The organism is Fictibacillus gelatini DSM 15865, assembly GCF_000430745.1.
In the GTDB taxonomy this organism is placed as follows: domain Bacteria; phylum Bacillota; class Bacilli; order Bacillales; family Fictibacillaceae; genus Fictibacillus_A; species Fictibacillus_A gelatini.
In genome coordinates, this window is sequence record NZ_AUMP01000002.1 from 398,896 (window position 1) to 414,448 (window position 15,553).

22 protein-coding genes and 1 riboswitch are annotated in these 15,553 nt (G+C 39.0%); of the genes, 8 read left to right on the top strand and 14 right to left on the bottom strand.

The window, feature by feature from the left end; translation table 11 throughout:
• Positions 1 to 4: 4 nt before the first annotated feature.
• Positions 5 to 655, bottom strand: a complete 651-nt coding sequence (gene kynB / locus H538_RS0105125) for an arylformamidase (RefSeq protein ID WP_026676697.1) — start codon at positions 653 to 655, stop codon at positions 5 to 7.
• Positions 656 to 858: 203 nt separating this feature from the next.
• Positions 859 to 946, top strand: a riboswitch (cyclic di-GMP riboswitch).
• A 24-nt stretch (positions 947 to 970) separates the two neighbouring features.
• Between kynB and H538_RS25425 the strand changes: the two genes are divergently transcribed.
• Entirely contained in the window at positions 971 to 1,093 is a 123-nt protein-coding gene (locus H538_RS25425) for an anti-repressor SinI family protein (protein WP_154657900.1), read from the top strand.
• A gap of 124 nt (positions 1,094 to 1,217) precedes the next feature.
• Positions 1,218 to 1,544 (top strand): helix-turn-helix domain-containing protein, encoded by a 327-nt coding sequence (locus H538_RS0105135; protein ID WP_026676698.1) that lies wholly within the window; start codon positions 1,218 to 1,220, stop codon positions 1,542 to 1,544.
• 20 nt (positions 1,545 to 1,564) lie between these two features.
• Here H538_RS0105135 and H538_RS0105140 read toward each other — a convergent pair whose 3' ends face one another.
• From H538_RS0105140 to H538_RS0105155, 4 genes are all read right to left on the bottom strand, one after another.
• On the bottom strand, positions 1,565 to 2,191 hold the full coding sequence (locus tag H538_RS0105140) for a hypothetical protein (protein WP_026676699.1): 627 nt from the start codon (positions 2,189 to 2,191) through the stop codon (positions 1,565 to 1,567).
• A 62-nt stretch (positions 2,192 to 2,253) separates the two neighbouring features.
• Positions 2,254 to 2,967, bottom strand: coding sequence for a hypothetical protein (locus H538_RS0105145; protein WP_026676700.1), 714 nt, complete (start codon positions 2,965 to 2,967; stop codon positions 2,254 to 2,256).
• A gap of 64 nt (positions 2,968 to 3,031) precedes the next feature.
• Positions 3,032 to 3,592: a signal peptidase I gene (locus H538_RS23095; protein WP_051291278.1), complete on the bottom strand. Its 561-nt coding sequence runs from the start codon at positions 3,590 to 3,592 to the stop codon at positions 3,032 to 3,034.
• Positions 3,593 to 3,938: 346 nt separating this feature from the next.
• Positions 3,939 to 4,178 carry a hypothetical protein gene (locus H538_RS0105155; RefSeq protein WP_035350103.1) on the bottom strand — a complete coding sequence of 80 codons (240 nt, stop codon included), beginning with the start codon at positions 4,176 to 4,178 and terminating at the stop codon, positions 3,939 to 3,941.
• Between the two features lie 345 nt (positions 4,179 to 4,523).
• Between H538_RS0105155 and H538_RS0105160 the strand changes: the two genes are divergently transcribed.
• Positions 4,524 to 5,696, top strand: a complete 1,173-nt coding sequence (locus tag H538_RS0105160; RefSeq protein ID WP_026676702.1) for a CapA family protein — start codon at positions 4,524 to 4,526, stop codon at positions 5,694 to 5,696.
• 26 nt (positions 5,697 to 5,722) lie between these two features.
• On the opposite strand, the gene H538_RS25975 is transcribed toward H538_RS0105160, so the two are convergent.
• The gene (locus tag H538_RS25975; RefSeq protein WP_154657901.1) at positions 5,723 to 5,875 is read right to left on the bottom strand and encodes a hypothetical protein; all 153 of its coding nucleotides are present in this window, start codon (positions 5,873 to 5,875) and stop codon (positions 5,723 to 5,725) included.
• 205 nt (positions 5,876 to 6,080) lie between these two features.
• Between H538_RS25975 and H538_RS0105170 the strand changes: the two genes are divergently transcribed.
• Positions 6,081 to 6,854: a polysaccharide deacetylase family protein gene (locus H538_RS0105170; protein ID WP_026676703.1), complete on the top strand. Its 774-nt coding sequence runs from the start codon at positions 6,081 to 6,083 to the stop codon at positions 6,852 to 6,854.
• 42 nt (positions 6,855 to 6,896) lie between these two features.
• Here the strand turns inward: H538_RS0105170 and H538_RS0105175 are convergent, their stop codons facing one another.
• Both H538_RS0105175 and H538_RS0105180 read right to left on the bottom strand, forming a co-directional pair.
• The gene (locus H538_RS0105175; protein WP_026676704.1) at positions 6,897 to 8,381 is read right to left on the bottom strand and encodes a leucyl aminopeptidase; all 1,485 of its coding nucleotides are present in this window, start codon (positions 8,379 to 8,381) and stop codon (positions 6,897 to 6,899) included.
• Positions 8,382 to 8,431: 50 nt separating this feature from the next.
• Positions 8,432 to 8,824 (bottom strand): DUF309 domain-containing protein, encoded by a 393-nt coding sequence (locus tag H538_RS0105180; protein ID WP_026676705.1) that lies wholly within the window; start codon positions 8,822 to 8,824, stop codon positions 8,432 to 8,434.
• A 103-nt stretch (positions 8,825 to 8,927) separates the two neighbouring features.
• On the opposite strand from H538_RS0105180, the gene H538_RS0105185 reads away from it, so the two are divergent.
• On the top strand, positions 8,928 to 9,719 hold the full coding sequence (locus tag H538_RS0105185; protein WP_026676706.1) for a cobalamin-binding protein: 792 nt from the start codon (positions 8,928 to 8,930) through the stop codon (positions 9,717 to 9,719).
• Positions 9,720 to 9,748: 29 nt separating this feature from the next.
• Here the strand turns inward: H538_RS0105185 and H538_RS0105190 are convergent, their stop codons facing one another.
• The 5 genes from H538_RS0105190 to H538_RS0105210 all read right to left on the bottom strand — a co-directional run bounded on the left by H538_RS0105190 (position 9,749) and on the right by H538_RS0105210 (position 12,897).
• A complete protein-coding gene (locus H538_RS0105190) occupies positions 9,749 to 10,333 on the bottom strand; it encodes a 3D domain-containing protein (protein WP_035350109.1) in 585 nt (194 codons plus the stop codon).
• Positions 10,334 to 10,446: 113 nt separating this feature from the next.
• On the bottom strand, positions 10,447 to 10,764 hold the full coding sequence (locus tag H538_RS0105195) for a YuiB family protein (RefSeq protein ID WP_026676708.1): 318 nt from the start codon (positions 10,762 to 10,764) through the stop codon (positions 10,447 to 10,449).
• 109 nt (positions 10,765 to 10,873) lie between these two features.
• Positions 10,874 to 11,002, bottom strand: a complete 129-nt coding sequence (locus H538_RS26365) for a YuiA family protein (RefSeq protein WP_161627195.1) — start codon at positions 11,000 to 11,002, stop codon at positions 10,874 to 10,876.
• 140 nt (positions 11,003 to 11,142) lie between these two features.
• A complete protein-coding gene (locus tag H538_RS0105205; protein WP_026676709.1) occupies positions 11,143 to 11,628 on the bottom strand; it encodes an NUDIX hydrolase in 486 nt (161 codons plus the stop codon).
• 60 nt (positions 11,629 to 11,688) lie between these two features.
• Entirely contained in the window at positions 11,689 to 12,897 is a 1,209-nt protein-coding gene (locus tag H538_RS0105210; protein ID WP_026676710.1) for an NAD(P)/FAD-dependent oxidoreductase, read from the bottom strand.
• A 307-nt stretch (positions 12,898 to 13,204) separates the two neighbouring features.
• Between H538_RS0105210 and H538_RS0105215 the strand changes: the two genes are divergently transcribed.
• On the top strand, positions 13,205 to 14,185 hold the full coding sequence (locus H538_RS0105215) for an NAD(P)/FAD-dependent oxidoreductase (protein ID WP_026676711.1): 981 nt from the start codon (positions 13,205 to 13,207) through the stop codon (positions 14,183 to 14,185).
• A gap of 116 nt (positions 14,186 to 14,301) precedes the next feature.
• Positions 14,302 to 14,475 (top strand): hypothetical protein, encoded by a 174-nt coding sequence (locus H538_RS25980; RefSeq protein WP_154657902.1) that lies wholly within the window; start codon positions 14,302 to 14,304, stop codon positions 14,473 to 14,475.
• A gap of 146 nt (positions 14,476 to 14,621) precedes the next feature.
• Here the strand turns inward: H538_RS25980 and H538_RS0105225 are convergent, their stop codons facing one another.
• Positions 14,622 to 14,906 carry an alpha/beta-type small acid-soluble spore protein gene (locus H538_RS0105225; RefSeq protein ID WP_026676712.1) on the bottom strand — a complete coding sequence of 95 codons (285 nt, stop codon included), beginning with the start codon at positions 14,904 to 14,906 and terminating at the stop codon, positions 14,622 to 14,624.
• A 399-nt stretch (positions 14,907 to 15,305) separates the two neighbouring features.
• On the opposite strand from H538_RS0105225, the gene H538_RS0105230 reads away from it, so the two are divergent.
• A partial coding sequence (locus H538_RS0105230) for a transposase (protein WP_026676713.1) occupies positions 15,306 to 15,553 on the top strand: 248 nt, incomplete at its 3' end.

The window sequence follows — 15,553 nt, forward strand, 5'->3', positions numbered from 1 at the left end:
GCTTTCACTCCTTTTTCAAATAGTTGTTACTTGTGTCCAAAGAACGTAGCACCGCCCGAACAGGGCTTCCATCCGCACCTTCTAACGGAAGAGGAAGGGCAATTAGTTCATACACTCCTTCATCTATATGATCTAATATTATCCCTTCTAAAATAGAAATACCACTCTTATGCAAACTATGATGGGCCGAGAGCTCCTTGCTGTCGAGCGGATCTACCGATGGGACGTCAACTCCAATCAACCGGACTCCTTTTTCCGCCAAATAAGGAGCAAGATCCGCCCTTAGTGGAGTTATTGCTTCAGGAAATGTTGACCGGTCGCACCACGAACCCGTCTTAAAAAGGAGACGCGGGATCCCATTAAGATCAATATTCTCCATATCGCTTGCACCGATACTTTCTTTTCCTGTCATATCTACAATGAGTGCTTTTCCAACAAAAAGACCCGGATCAAGGTCGATCACCTTTTCTCCTTCATTCGTAAAATGAAACGGAGCATCAATGTGTGTGCCTAAATGAGTACTCATCATAATTTTACCTACATTTACAGATCCCGACTGTTCTTTCGTCCATGTTAATTCATACTGATAAGGAGTATCTCCGGGCCAACCTGGTGTTGAGCTTCTGAGTGGCTGAGAAATATCATAAAGCTTCATTCAATTCCCTCCATATGCAATTTACGTATCTTATTTATTCATTCTAATTTTCATAGTAATCAAAAAAGAATAATCTATCAAATGACGAATATTGACGGAAAATTCGAATGATCCCGCAACATATTTTGACAACTTTTACAGTAAAGTGATTGTATACTTTTAGTTGTATTGACAATGATAACAACTTGCCCGTATGGACACCCTCTAGCAAAAGGCAAACATGGCTGAAAAGCGTGGGCGCAAAATCACAGGTCTAAAGATTACATAATCTATGACGGCTGGTTTACCTAGAAATAAATGTTTAGGAGGGAAAGAATGACAGCTGTTTTAGAAGAACTAGATCAAGAATGGATCGATTTAATTTTAAAAGCGAAAGAAATGAATTTAAGCATTGAGGAAATTCGTTTATTCTTAAACAAACCTACTATAGAAGGATAAAGCATTTCTTACAAAAGCGGACGTCATAGTGACGTTCGCTTTTTAACCGAATTTCTCTGTTTACAGCATTGCCGATATACCTGTATAATAACTATATTAATTTTAGTAAAAAAGAGGGATTGTCATGATTGGTGAGCTAGTAAAAAAGTACCGCGAAGAAAAAGGCCTTTCCCTTTCAGCATTGGCAGATAAAGCAGGTATCGCCAAATCATACCTCAGTTCCCTGGAGCGCAACATTCAAACCAACCCTTCTGTTCAATTGCTTGAAAAATTATCAAAGGTACTTGAAATACCTGTAGAAAATTTACTCAATAAAAAAAAGTCAATTACCACAAGCGAACTTGACGCTGAATGGGCCGAACTTGTAAAAGAAGCAATGAACTCTGGAGTAAGCAAAGAACAATTTAAAGAATTTTTAGAGTTCAATAAATGGAAAAATCAACATAATTAAGCCGATGTTCGACATCGGCTTTAGTTATTTATCCTCTTCTTTCCCACGCTTAATTGGGCTTTTTTGTTTGGCTCTGTTTCGAGAACTTTCTTTTTATCAGAGCCAGTCGAGGCATCCTCTTTTTTTGGTACACTTTTTTGTTCTTTACTATCAGATTCGGCAGCTGGTTGTAATACATCCTCTTGCTTATGAAACCTACCGGACTGTGGTATCATCTTTTCTTTCTTTTTTTCAACGGTCGCCAAAAGTTTTTCCTTATCAAGCGGAACATAGATCATTTCATCAATATAGTGATTAAAACCTACTAATTTATAACGAACTTCAACTGCTTTGCATGAAACCTTTCGATCGATATTCGCTTTTAATGCGGCCCCAGGAGCTAATGTTTTATGTTGATTTTCAAATGTTATCGGAATGGGCATATGAGAAATATTTTTAATTGATAATTTTTGCCTGATCGAACAACTTCTATTATATGAAACGTCGCCTTTCTCAATCAATAATAAGTCATTGGTTGTCGCATTCCTCAGCTCGCCGCTCGCTTTCGTTTCTGAATGGAACCAGGCATACGTATTTGATTTATTTGCGATCATAGACAGGCAAAATATCATAGCTGGAATGCCGATTGCAATCACACGTTTTATCATGCGCATCCTCCCTTGATGGAATGAAGGCAGCCGAAGAAGCCCGGCTGCCTTTTCATTTCTGTCTATTTGCTTTCATACTGTGATCCACCGTCTGTTTGTTTCGCCTGTACGTTTAAGTTTGCAGTATATTTCGCACCTTGATAATCATTTCCTGCACTTTCATCAAGCTTGAAACCAAACGTCAGGTCTATATACTCATCAGATTTTATTCTCCAGAATTTCCCGTTTGTACCATCGCCAAGAACCCAGTCCTTGCTTGACGTTGCTCTCAATCCTCTCTCATCATTTCCACTAACTATACCTGTTACAGCATACACACCCGGCGCAAGTTCCTCACCTTGTTCGTTTGCCGCCAGACTTTTCGCTTCATTCGTCGTTCCTTCAAATAGATTTTTAAGCTTTTGTTTTGCAGCTTGAAACGTATCACCATTTGGTTTCTTCTTATATTTCAATGCAATGTAACCCACTTTGTACTTGCCGATTGGAACATTTTTATCCAGGGATTGATTTAAAGTCACTTTTAAGTGCGTATTCAGGCTGCCCGTATTGTCAATCGTAAGCCAATCACCAAACTTTAATTGAGAGGGAGCGAAGTTTTCTCCCGAAATGACTTTTTCAGTAATGTCTTGTCCATGATTGATCGATAATGTTCCATTTGTAATTTCACCTGATGCTTTTGTTTCCGAAGTAAACCATGAGTATGTACCAAAACCCGCCGATACAACTAACGCACCAGCTAAAGTAGTCCCTAATAGTGCTTTTTTTGCCTTGTTCATTGATTTAAATCCTCCTTTTTAATGAATGGCATTTTTAATAAAACGGATTTCTCGAATACAAAGATTAGCCTTTAACTTCTGCTTCAGCATGGTCACTTTTTAAACCTTTAGATAAACGGTCATATACCTCAAGACAAATGTAACCCGCAAAAGGAATAAGAATGAGAAGTATAAAACCAATAGGACCGCTGACAAACTTTGCGATTAAACCGGCTTTTGGTATCTTAAAGGCTAAATCTCCAACAAGTTGATTCTCTGAAACGATACGGGAATCTTTCACATTGTTGTTGTCCCCTTTTGTGACAAAGCCCCGTTTTCCATGTTTATTGACTATTTTGACAACTCTGTGTGTGATCAGTTTTTTTGTCGGTGTTTCTTTAAATGTAATCACATCATTTACTTTTACTTCTAATGGTTCAACCTTTTTTATAAAGACCATGTCACCCGCTTTTATGTATGGGTGCATACTGTTCGTTAAAACAGTTAACGGGCTGTATCCAAAAAAGGATGGTACTTTCTCAGGATGTTTATTCGATTGAAATGTGACATACAGTAAAAAAACAATAATGGCTAGAACTGCTCCAAGTAAGCTAAAAGATAATGCTTTCGAAATGAATTTCAGCATTCATCTCCCTCATTTCTGAATTGGCTCTAACTTCACACCCCGGTGATTCTTTATTAAGAACAATACATTGTCATTATATATTGTTTCCAGTCGATCAAAAACCTTTAAATTCAATAGATTTCGTTCATTTTAGTGAACAAATCTAGCAAATACTTCATCTATCTTCCAATTTCTTAAATTATTGTTATTTAAATAGAACATTTCATTCTTATCAAAGTTCGTGAAATATGCTAATAGACCCGGGTTAAAAGAACTATGCAAGTTACAGTTGCTAAAAATGAAATAATATTTTTCTAAAATAAAGAAAAAAGAATGACAAACAAATAAGCCGTTTAAGCGGCTTATTTTAAATCGTACGATCAATAATAGGCAATATGGGATGAAATTCATAAAGGTGATAGGGAAATTTTTGATTTTTTCTTTTTCGTTCAAGCTCGTTTATTTTTTCTTTTGTATAATCAAATGGCCCTATTCCTTTGAATTCATCATTTATGTATAATTCACAGCGATTTTTTTCCTGATAGATGATTTTAACGACTCGGCATCCGAGAAAACTAATATAGATGCCGTTATCCATTCTAATCATTTTCCACCTCATCCCTGCTTTTATCTTTAAGCCTGTTAAAACTCTTCAAGTCACTTCTTCCTTTTAAGAAGATAATCGATTTGTTCTTTTTAATGAACTAATTGTACATATTATAAACTAGTTTATCTGTACTATTAAATCCTAATTTATATTATTTTGTTCTTTTATAAGAACAAGAGACCCTGTTTTCTTCCATTTTCTTTAATTTTCACAAAATATCGTTTTTAATAACGAACACTTTGCTCGTTTTAAAGAATCCATATTGCAACGAAAAACTTTTATATGCAGAAAATTGTTGAAATAACTAGAAAATGCTCTAGTATGGAGATAGGGGGACAAATGACCATGAAAAAAATCATTTTATTAGCCGCTACTTTCTTGCTTCTTATTGGCATCCTCACGGCATTTAGTTTAAAAGAGTATAAGAATAATAGAAAAGCAAGCCTCGCAAGTGCGGAGGCAAAAAAGAAGCCTGAAGAAGAAAATAAGGGAAGCATACAACCTGTAAAAGAGCCGGCTTCCCCTCCGAAACCGGTTATTTCCACCGTAACGTTAGCAGCAGTCGGTGATATTTTGATTCACGATAGAGTGTATTATAAAGCCCGTCAACCAGACGGGACTTATAATTTTAATCCAATGTTCCGATTCGTGAAGCCGTATCTTGCCAAATCAGACATTACGATCGCTAACCAGGAAACGATGATCGGCGGAAAGCTGCTTGGGCTTTCATCCTATCCTAGCTTTAATTCTCCATATGAAATTGGAGATGCGTTAAAAGACAATGGCGTTGACCTTGTAACACTTGCGAACAATCATACATTGGACCGGGGCGAAAAGGTCATTCAAAGTGCCATTCGCCATTGGAATAAAATTGGCATGCCTTATACCGGCTCCTTTCAATCGAAGAAGGATCAAGACCGTATCCGCATACTCAAAAAAAACGGCATTTTCTTTTCGTTCTTAAGTTACACGTATGGAACCAACGGGATTACAGTTCCAAGAGAAAAATCGTATCTCGTTAATTTGATCGATTTGAAGCAGATTCAGCAGGATATTAGAGCAGCAAAACAGTTATCTGATGTAGTTGTCGTAAGCCTTCATTTTGGCCTGGAATATGAACGGATGCCGAATAAAGAACAGAAGCGGATCGTTCAAGAAACCGCCAATAGCGGTGCGGACATTATCATTGGCTCCCACCCGTACGTTCTTCAACCGGTAGCATGGGTAAAACGAAAAGATGGGCAACGAACGTTTGTCGCTTATTCCCTTGGGAACTTTCTATCCGGCCAGCGTTGGGACTATAAAGATATTGGCGGTATTGTAAGAATTGAAGTGAAGAAAACAGTGATCGGAAATAAAGAAAAGATAAAGCTCCAGCACCCGGCGTTTCTTCCAACGTGGGTGAACCGCAATTACGAAATATTGCCGATTAAACAACTGAAAGACAAGAAATCTACATACGAAGAAATAAAAAAACATATGAACCAATGGACGCCTGAGCTTTCCTTTCAATTTTAAAAGAACTGCCATCATCGGCAGTTCTTTTATTTTTCCTTTGAACGCGGACTTTGTGTATCCCTTTTCGGTATTTCAGCATCCGCAAATGACTTATCCGTTATATCCATACCATCCATGCTTTCCGTCGGCGTGAAATTGTTGTTCCGTGCGGCATCTCTTGGCTGCTTTCGTTTACCCATTAATTTTCCTCCTTACTTTCGAGTTCTCTTATAGGATGTTTAAAAATAACTTACATGATACAATAAATATTTTACTTCAAGAAATTCTTAATCGAATAAAGGCCTTATAAAAGCATGGAAATCTTCATGCTTTTTTGCATGTTTATAAACGATATACAAATACTAGTAATGGACGTATTTTTCACTACATAGGGAGAGCACATAAATGATTAAAATTATCAGGAATTTTTTTCTGACATTCGCCTGTATTCTTTTATTCAGTTTTCACCCACTTCATGCATGGGCAAAGACGAATCGTTTTTATTATGAAAAAAAGGGAGAGGTCATCTGGGAGGTATCCACTAAGGAAAAACTTGTTGCGATTACCTTTGATGACGGTCCACACCCTGTTTATACCCCGCAAATCTTAGACGTGTTAAAGCAGTATCATGCAAGAGCGACCTTTTTCTTAGTCGGGACTCGCATGACATGGTATCCGAATATCGTGAAACGGGAAGTAAGAGAAGGCCATGAACTTGGCAACCATACATTCACCCATTCCTTTTACAATAAAGTTTCCCATAAGAAATTTTTGGACGAATTGCATAAAACGGATAAATTAATTAGCCGATATCAGAAGAAAAAGGTCAAACTGTTTCGTTCTCCTGGAGGCACACTTACAAAAGAAATTATTAACAGTTCTAAAGATGAAGGGTACAAAGTGATTCAATGGTCATGGCACCAGGATCCAAAAGATTGGTCGAATCCCGGGGTAAAATCGATTGTTAACCATGTCATCAATAATGTGCATAATGGTGATATTATTTTAATGCATGACTCCGGCGGCAGGCGGCAACAAACAGTGGAAGCGTTGAAGGAAATTTTGCCGGAACTTAAAAAACGGGGGTACCGATTTATTACGGTTTCCGAATTGCTTGAGGTAAGTCCAAAGTATAAAAATTTGTTTGAAAACGAATGGTATCACCGGATTAATTTATAGAAACCGTACACTTATGTTTAACGTGTACGGTTTTTTTGTGAATTAGCTAAAGGTTCGGGCAAGCGTTGACAATGTCCTTACCATTACGCCTGTCGCTCCCTTCGGCCCTAATGGCGAGGATTTTGAACTGTATGATGTTCCCGCAATATCGAGGTGAACCCATGGCGTATTTCCGGCAAATTCACCGACAAACAATCCGCCCGTAATTGCATGTCCGAGCCGTCCTGTCGAATTATTTAAATCAGCCACATCACTCGTTTTTAGCATGTCTTTAAACGGTTTGAAGCTCGGCAACAACCAGACAAGTTCCCCTTCAGATTTTGCGGACGCCTCCACTTTTTTATAAAACGCCTCATTGTTGGTCATGACTCCTGTCGTACAATCGCCAAGAGCTACGACAACACCGCCTGTTAAAGTGGCAACATCAACGATAAAGTTAGCTCCTTGTTCTTTTGCATACGTAATGGCATCTCCTAAAATCAAACGCCCTTCCGCATCAGTATTTCGAACTTCGACCGTTTTTCCACTTAATGAAGTGAAAACATCGCCCGGTTTCATCGCCGACCCATTAATTAAGTTTTCACAAGTGGGAATGACAAACATCATGTTTGCTTCAGGCTTTAATTTGCCGACGACTTCCATTGCCCCTATAACGGCGGCGCTTCCTCCCATATCCCCTTTCATTTCATGCATATTTTGCGCAGGCTTAATCGAATATCCTCCTGAATCAAACGTAACCCCTTTACCGACAAAACAGAGGACATTTTCCCACGTCTCTCTTCCTTTATATTTCACGGTAATGAGTTTCGGTTTTTCCGATGATCCTTTGCTTACGGCAAGCAATAGCCCCATTCCAAGCCGTTCCAAGTCTTCTTGCTCTAGCACTTCATATTCCATATTGTATTTTTGAGCGACTTCAATCGCCTCTTGCGCGATATGTGAGGGTGTCATTAAATTCCCGGGTGTATTGACAAGATCGCGAGCTTTGTTAATCCCCAGTCCGTAAGCGAGGCCACTCGCGAGTCCATTTTCAAGCCCACCTTTATTGCTGTATATATTTATGGAAGTAATTTTTCTTTCTCGTTCGTTTGATTTTTCTTTATAATCATCGAATTTGTAGCTTGCTGTAATGACTGACTCCGCTAATGCGTGCGCTAATTTTTCAAGCGGTATTTGGCTGCATTCAAATGTATCAAGCAAAACGCCAACTGATTCTCTTTTTTCCCGAGATAGCTCCTGAACCGCTTTGCCGAAGCAATCCCGAATGCTTTCATACGTGATGTTATCTTTTTTACCAAGGCCGACAAAATAAAGGCGTTTTGCCCCCATTATTCCAAACGTATGTATTTTCGTAACCGCTTTCACTTTTGTTGATATATCACCTTCACGAATTAATTCGGCAATATGCCCTTTCAATGTTTGATCAATTTCATTCAATTTTGCACTATACTCTTTTTCTGACGGTAATCCAATGACTAACGCTTCATCTTGCTGCTGGATGGTCCAATTTTGCTTAATTGTAAACATAGTTCTTCCCCCCTCTATTTTATTATACATACCACTCAAGAAGATTACGATTATTGCGATTCATCATTTAATAGTAAAATAAGATTCGGCAAAGCAGGCAATGTTGATTTTAGTTCATACGGTACGCAGTCAATATCGGTTGGCATTTGCTCTATACAAGCCTCGATAAAGCGATTGACTTCCTCTAAATCAATCCCCCAATAAAAAGGGCGATAATTTTGTAAATAGCGATAGGCTGCATTCATCATAAGCCGCGCACCTTTTACATTCCCGTATTCATAATGATAGATGGCAACGGTCATTTGCAGCAATCCTTTTATAAAGTAATTTCCTTTATCGGTCATCCATATTTCTTCTAATAAATCATGACACGTATAATAATCCCCTTCGTTGAATTTAATAAAGAATTCATAGTACTCTTCCGGATAAAATGAGGTCCCCATATCATCCCTTCCTCCCTTTGTTCTCATTTTAACAAAGATGTTGGCTTATACTTTCGATAAACGGTATGATAATAGAAGAAATTCGAATGAAGGGGTGATTGGGATCCGAATTATATCTATATGCCCAAGCAATACCGAACTTGCCGCTTACCTTAACCTGACAACGGAGCTTGTCGGTATCGATGATTATTCTGACTGGCCAGACAGCATTCAGCATCTTCCGCGGCTTGGCCCTGACTTATCGATCAACATGGATCTTGTTGAAGAACTCAGTCCCGATCTCGTGCTTGCTTCGCTAAGTGTTCCCGGTATGGAAAAAAACGTTGAGGAGCTTGAAAAACGAGGGATTCCCCATGTTGTTTATCAACCGAATACCCTTCAGGAAATCGCTGATAACTTACTTGATCTCGGGAAACGAACAGGGAAGGTAGAAGAGGCTAAAGCGTATGTTGCAAAATATAAAGCTACGCTTGATGCTTACAAACAATTTACATCGACGATAAAAAAACGAAAAAAATTGTATTGGGAATGGTGGCCGAAGCCAGTTTTTACACCGGGGAAATTCAACTGGTTAACCGAAATTTCGAGGCTTGCCGGCGGAATCAATATTTTTGAAGATGTTGAATTAGCCAGTGTCCAAACATCATGGGAAGACGTTCTTACGCGCCAACCCGATGAAATTTGCCTTGCCTGGGTTGGGGTACGAACGACAAAAGTAAAGCCGGAAGCCGTACATAAACGCCCGGGATGGCCATCTCTTGAGGCAGTAAAGGAAAATAAAATACATGTTTTAGAGGAAGCTCTATTTTGCCGGCCTTCTCCCCGGCTTTTAGAAGGACTTGAAAAACTCACTTTCCTTTTATGGGGAGACGCACCGAAAGGCTTCAAGCGATAAATGCTTGAAGCCTCAACTTCATTATACATTTAATATAATTGCTGCCGAAAAACTTGCATCGATTTATCTTCATTCATTCTTTTTAAATCTTGCTCAGTTAATTTTCCTTTTCCTTTTTCAATAATATAGACGGTAACAGTTTTCTTCCCCCATTTACGGTAAACATCCTTCACCGTATTATAATAGAGGTCAATTTTATGGCCTTTAATGGCCGAACCTGTGTCGGCGACGACACCGAAACCATAATTTGGAATCCATAAAACGGTCCCAATCGGAAAAATTCTCGTATCTGCCGCAATAGTAGAAAATAAGTCACGCTTGACCCGAACGCCAGATTTTGTAATGCCGTAAGCTGGATGATGCTTCGTTTTTCCAGTCGATTCCACACCGGCGGTATATCCTGTCGCCGTAACCTTTACTGAAGGATACTTTGACCAATCAATTGGTTTTGCTTGAGCTGAAGTTTGAAGGATCCCTTGTGAATGTATCGTCTTCCACCACTCATGAATGTCTTCAACTTTTACTCCTGAAATCGCTTGAAATGTCGTCACAAGTGCTCCTATAAGGAGAAGCGTCATTATCAATCTTCTGCAAATGGATTTTAGCAGTAACAAGTTTGCACTTCACTCCTCTCTTCTCTATTTTTTTCCTGAGTAAGAGAAAAATATGCAAATTTCTTGAGAGGAGAAAAATAAAAAAAGAACCTTTCTTTATGTCAAAGAAGGTTCTAGAACATTTGATAGCCCCGTACACGAAGCATTCGGATCGCTATTCCCGAAAGAATCGCTCCAATCATACCGCTAATCAAAATCACGCCATCGACGACGGTAATATCGGAGATTCGGTGGACCAAAAGATTGAAACTATATGCCGGCTCAGTAAAATATTGATAAAATTTAACTTTATCTATGATCATAATCACAATAATCGGATAAATAAATGCCATAATCCAAGTTTGCCGCAGGAGCATATTTAATAAAAAACCAATTCCAAAAAATAAGACCATAAAAAGAAGAATAGAAATGATCACCTGTGGTAAATTCACGTATGTACACCCCCTATAATCACTGTTAAGTTTACTGGGAATTCAAACAAAAATCAAGCATGCCACAAATCAGGCACGCTTGATTGAACCGCAATTATTTCTATTTCTTTTATTTATTTTTTCCGCTTCCGCCACATTCAGCACACGTTTCAGAACCGCCTAAAAGCAATTGGAAGTATCCTTTTCCGCCGCAATACGGGCACTTTTCTTGTGCTTGTTTCGTCGCTGATTGTTTCATAAGATGCACTCCCTTATTTGAATTTTCTGATAATATATCAAAAATTTTTGAAGTTGGAAAGGCACCATTTGGGCGATAATCCCCCATGTAAGCGGAAACATTACAAGTTATCGTATGTTTTTGTGAATTTTCTTACTTTTCTAACGGATATCAAAAATTTTATATGCCGTATAGCCAAATTGTTTTCCCGGGTTGATGGTTTCATTTTCAAACGGAACTAAGCTTTTGTCTTGCAGAAAATAATGGACCATCATCGAAGTTTGCGGATCCGTTTTTAGTTCATCAAATGTAAGGAATTTGACTTCTTCAATTTCGTTTTCGGCCGCCCTTAATTCTCCTTCAATCGCCTCTAATTGAAAAACAATCATATTGTCACTGATTTCATTGTTTATTACACCCGTTCGAATTCCAACCACACCAACGGTTTTGCATACTATTCCTGTTTCCTCAAACACTTCCCGAATGGCCGCCTGATCAACGGTTTCTCCTGGTTCAACAAAACCAGCCGGAATAGACCACTTACCTTTTAATCCGCCATAGCTTTTTTTTACAACGAGACATTTGCCATCTTGAATAACAAGACCTGCTGCTGCCAGCCATACTTTCCCCCGGTTTTTCCTTTCCATTGAACTCTCTCTCCTTGCATTTAAAAACAAAGGAACAGAAGATTGCCTCTGTTCCTTTGTTTACTTAAATAAGTTTAACTTTCCTTTTTTAAGAACCATTGGAATTCCGCCAATTAAATAGAGCCAGCGGTTATCAATGACTTTTTTCATTGCAGCTGCGGTTGATCCGAATAATTTTTTGTTTCCGACAACCCCAATTGCTTCTCCTCTACCTAATGAAGCAACTGTACCTTTATTATGATAATGAAACTCTTCAAGAGATCCGCCCGCAATTAAAGCTTTCAAGTTTTTAGCAACCGTATATGCTTGCTGCATCGCTATTTGGGCAGTAGGCGGATAGGGACGATTAATCTCTTCATTAATAATCAGAGCACAATCACCGATCACAAAAATGTAGTCATGTCCGGGCATACGAAGGTCTTTTTCAACTTTTACACGGCCGCGCATCGTTTCAAATCCAGCGTCTTCAATTAAATGGTTGCCACGGACGCCACCCGTCCAAACGATCGTAGCGGCTTTAATGTCTTCTCCATTTCCAAGCAGCACGCCGCCTTCGTAACATTCCTTAATAGGTACCCCGACAAGGAATTCGATGCCTCGGCGTTCTAAATTGTACATCGCATACTCCACAAGTTCCACATCAAATCCCGGCAAAACAGTTGGAGCCGCTTCAACATTTACTACACGGACTTTCTCACGCGGAACATCATACTCTTTGCATAGTTCAGGAATGCGATCAGCCAATTCACCGACAAACTCAATACCTGTAAATCCTGCACCCCCGACGACAATCGTTACTAATTGATCACGATTTTCCTTCGTATTATTATATAAAGAGAAACAATATTCAATGTGTTCACGAATCTGGCGAACCGAATTGATGCTGCGAATACCGAACGCATGCTCTTTTAAGCCCGGGATGCCAAATGTTTCAGGATCCGAACCAAGGCCAATAACAAGATAATCGTAAGTTAATTCACCTTTATTTTCAAGGATGACCACTTTTTCATCTTTCTTTATCTCTTTCACAGTATCCTGGACAAAATGAATCTTGTTCGTATCAATAATATCCTCAATTGGAATGCGTGTTTTGTCGTGATGTAATGTACCTGCCGCATTTTCATGAAGCCATGTCGTTTGATAGTGATAATTATGTTTGTTTACTAATATTACATTTGCTTGATTTAAGCTTAGCTCTTTCTGCAAGCGGATGGCTGTCATGATTCCGCCATATCCCGCACCAAGGATGACTATAGTCGGCTTACTCATACAATCACTTCCCGTTCATTTTTATTTAGTTTGACCCGCTCTCGTTAGAACTATTATCCCGAAAAGTTTGTGATAAATTTCACGTAGTAGCATAAAAGAATAGACAATTCTCAAATTGCCATAAATATACCTATTTATATCCATATTCATCTTAATTCTTTTTGTTTGTTTTTTCAACCACTTTATAGATGTGTCAATTTTCTGTCACTTCGTTTTCTTGCCGCTTTGCCTGCCCTGTTAATTCTTTTTTTCACCTGGATTGTAAGCTATAATAAAAACGTGAAGTTATACTATTGGGGGTGGAAGAATGTCGGAACAAGAATTGTTTGATATTACAATAATCGGCGGTGGACCGACCGGTTTATTTGCTGCATTTTACGGCGGAATGCGCCAGATGAAAGTAAAAATCATCGAGAGCATGCCACAATTAGGAGGACAGCTTGCTGCTTTATATCCCGAAAAGTACATATATGATGTAGCAGGTTTCCCGAAGGTGCTTGCGCAAGATTTAGTGAACAACTTAAAAGAGCAGGCGAATCAATTTAATCCAACTATTGTTTTAGAAGAATCCGTACAAAATGTAGAAAAAAAAGGGGAACATTTTGTACTGACTACTGACCAGGCTATTCACCATTCAAAAGCCGTTCTTATAACAGCCGGAGTCGGAGCTTTTCAACCGCGACGTTTAGAGCTTGACGGTGTCCGGCAATATGAAGGAAAAAATCTTCATTATTTTGTCAATGACTTGCAAGCTTTCAGGGATAAACAAGTTCTTGTATGCGGCGGCGGCGATTCTGCTGTTGACTGGGCTTTAATGCTCGAACCTATTGCCAGCAAAGTAACGCTGACGCATCGACGTGACAAGTTCCGCGCCCATGAGCATAGCGTCGAACAGCTTATGAATTCGAAGATTGAAATAAAAACACCTTACCAAATTAAAGAGATTGTCGGTAACGGGGAAAAAATAACGGCCGTCACGCTTGAGACGGAAGGCACAACAGAAACCCTTTATGTCGATGCCGTTATCGTCAATTACGGTTTTGTCTCCTCACTTGGACCGATTAAAACGTGGGGTCTTGAAATCGTGAAAAACTCGATTGTCGTTAATTCAAAGATGGAAACGAATATTCCTGGAATTTATGCTGCGGGCGATGTTTGCACATACGATGGAAAAGTGAAATTAATTGCCTCCGGATTTGGAGAAGCACCTACTGCCATTAATAATGCAAAAACGTATATTGATCCTTCAGCGAAAACACAGCCACAGCATAGCACAAGCATGTTTTAAAAAACAAAATGGCTTCGCAACTTTAGTAAAAAATCGGTCAATTGCCGATTCCTGTTATTTAAAATAAAGAGCCTTTCCTTCGGGATTGGCTCTTTGTTAAAATTAGGAGGTATTCTATGAACCGTCAACCAATGGAAGAAGAAATGCATGTTGCCGAATTGCTGCAAGACTTGCAGCGTCATTTAGGCCACCTACATTATACCGATGAATCCTTTCTTGAAAATGTTCAAACTCATTTGCCGAAAATGAAAAAAGTGCTGGATGAAATCGAGAATTATCTTAAGGAATAATTTCCAGTTACAAAAAGAAAAACGATGTAGTATACTAAAAACAACGGACAAGCGCCGTTAACTATTGAATGTTTATCCAGTGCCGGCACACTGGATTTTTACATACGGCCAAATTGAAAATAAGCCCGGCATTTGCCGGGCTTATTTTATTGTTTCTTTCCAAGCTGAGCTTTAGCCATTTTGACCATTTCGCTCACCATATTTCCGCCAATAGGGCCGCCGATCTTCCCTGCTTCTTTCGCAGTTAAATTCCCGTTGTAATCCTTATCCAGCGGCACGCCTACTTCTTTTGCCACCTCGTATTTCACTTGTTCAGGATGATCCGGATCCACAGTATACCCTTGCTTCGCCATGACTTTTGCTTTCAAGCGATCCAATCCTTCTCTCGCTTCAGGGACAAGTATACGCCGATTTCGATTACGTCTTCCCATTTTCATAACCTCCCTTACGCTTAATGTATCCATTTTTACAGGAAAAACAAAATTGCTTCTCAATTTTGTTTGGAGGAGAAACGGGATTTGAGTGAATAGTGATTCTGGCAAGACGAAATCAGGACCCCGAACGAGAAAATTGTCCTTGAGATGGATTCTATCGGACAGATTTCTGTCTCCAGACCGTATTTTTGTCTTTGAGACAGGTTCTATCGGACAGATTTTCGTCTCCAGACTGTATTTTTGTCCTTGAAACAGGTTCTATCGGACAGATTTCTGTCTCCGGACGAGGCCACTGAAAAAGTCCCCCGAAAAAAGTGTGATTCCCAAAATATATAAGGAAGTAACACTTTTTTTATGTAATAATTAACTTATCAAATTCTCGTGGGTGGTATAAAGATGATTCAAAAACAACAATCTATGGTTTTCAGTCCTTTTATGGGGATTTACGATTTGGTTATTCCTAAAGATCACTTATTACGAAAAATAAATGAGCTAGTTGATTTCTCCTTTGTTTACGAGGAATTGAAAGATAAATATTGTCATGATAACGGTCGAACTGCTATCGATCCGATCTGTATGTTTAAATATTTATTGTTAAAAAGTATTTATGATTTATCGGATGAGGATTTAGTGGAACGTTCTGG

What these genes read in the sequence shown, in the direction of transcription:
- H538_RS0105215 (WP_026676711.1), top strand. Translation starts at nt 13,205, where the DNA reads ATGTCGGAACAAGAATTGTTTGATATTACAATAATCGGCGGTGGACCG.
- H538_RS0105180 (WP_026676705.1), bottom strand. Translation starts at nt 8,824, where the DNA reads ATGGGGACCTCATTTTATCCGGAAGAGTACTATGAATTCTTTATTAAA.
- H538_RS0105175 (WP_026676704.1), bottom strand. Translation starts at nt 8,381, where the DNA reads ATGTTTACAATTAAGCAAAATTGGACCATCCAGCAGCAAGATGAAGCG.
- H538_RS23095 (WP_051291278.1), bottom strand. Translation starts at nt 3,592, where the DNA reads ATGCTGAAATTCATTTCGAAAGCATTATCTTTTAGCTTACTTGGAGCA.
- H538_RS0105225 (WP_026676712.1), bottom strand. Translation starts at nt 14,906, where the DNA reads ATGGGAAGACGTAATCGAAATCGGCGTATACTTGTCCCTGAAGCGAGA.
- H538_RS0105205 (WP_026676709.1), bottom strand. Translation starts at nt 11,628, where the DNA reads ATGGAAAGGAAAAACCGGGGGAAAGTATGGCTGGCAGCAGCAGGTCTT.
- H538_RS0105210 (WP_026676710.1), bottom strand. Translation starts at nt 12,897, where the DNA reads ATGAGTAAGCCGACTATAGTCATCCTTGGTGCGGGATATGGCGGAATC.
- H538_RS25980 (WP_154657902.1), top strand. Translation starts at nt 14,302, where the DNA reads ATGAACCGTCAACCAATGGAAGAAGAAATGCATGTTGCCGAATTGCTG.
- H538_RS0105170 (WP_026676703.1), top strand. Translation starts at nt 6,081, where the DNA reads ATGATTAAAATTATCAGGAATTTTTTTCTGACATTCGCCTGTATTCTT.
- kynB (WP_026676697.1), bottom strand. Translation starts at nt 655, where the DNA reads ATGAAGCTTTATGATATTTCTCAGCCACTCAGAAGCTCAACACCAGGT.
- H538_RS0105145 (WP_026676700.1), bottom strand. Translation starts at nt 2,967, where the DNA reads ATGAACAAGGCAAAAAAAGCACTATTAGGGACTACTTTAGCTGGTGCG.
- H538_RS25975 (WP_154657901.1), bottom strand. Translation starts at nt 5,875, where the DNA reads ATGGGTAAACGAAAGCAGCCAAGAGATGCCGCACGGAACAACAATTTC.
- H538_RS25425 (WP_154657900.1), top strand. Translation starts at nt 971, where the DNA reads ATGACAGCTGTTTTAGAAGAACTAGATCAAGAATGGATCGATTTAATT.
- H538_RS0105140 (WP_026676699.1), bottom strand. Translation starts at nt 2,191, where the DNA reads ATGATAAAACGTGTGATTGCAATCGGCATTCCAGCTATGATATTTTGC.
- H538_RS0105160 (WP_026676702.1), top strand. Translation starts at nt 4,524, where the DNA reads ATGAAAAAAATCATTTTATTAGCCGCTACTTTCTTGCTTCTTATTGGC.
- H538_RS26365 (WP_161627195.1), bottom strand. Translation starts at nt 11,002, where the DNA reads ATGAAACAATCAGCGACGAAACAAGCACAAGAAAAGTGCCCGTATTGC.
- H538_RS0105155 (WP_035350103.1), bottom strand. Translation starts at nt 4,178, where the DNA reads ATGATTAGAATGGATAACGGCATCTATATTAGTTTTCTCGGATGCCGA.
- H538_RS0105135 (WP_026676698.1), top strand. Translation starts at nt 1,218, where the DNA reads ATGATTGGTGAGCTAGTAAAAAAGTACCGCGAAGAAAAAGGCCTTTCC.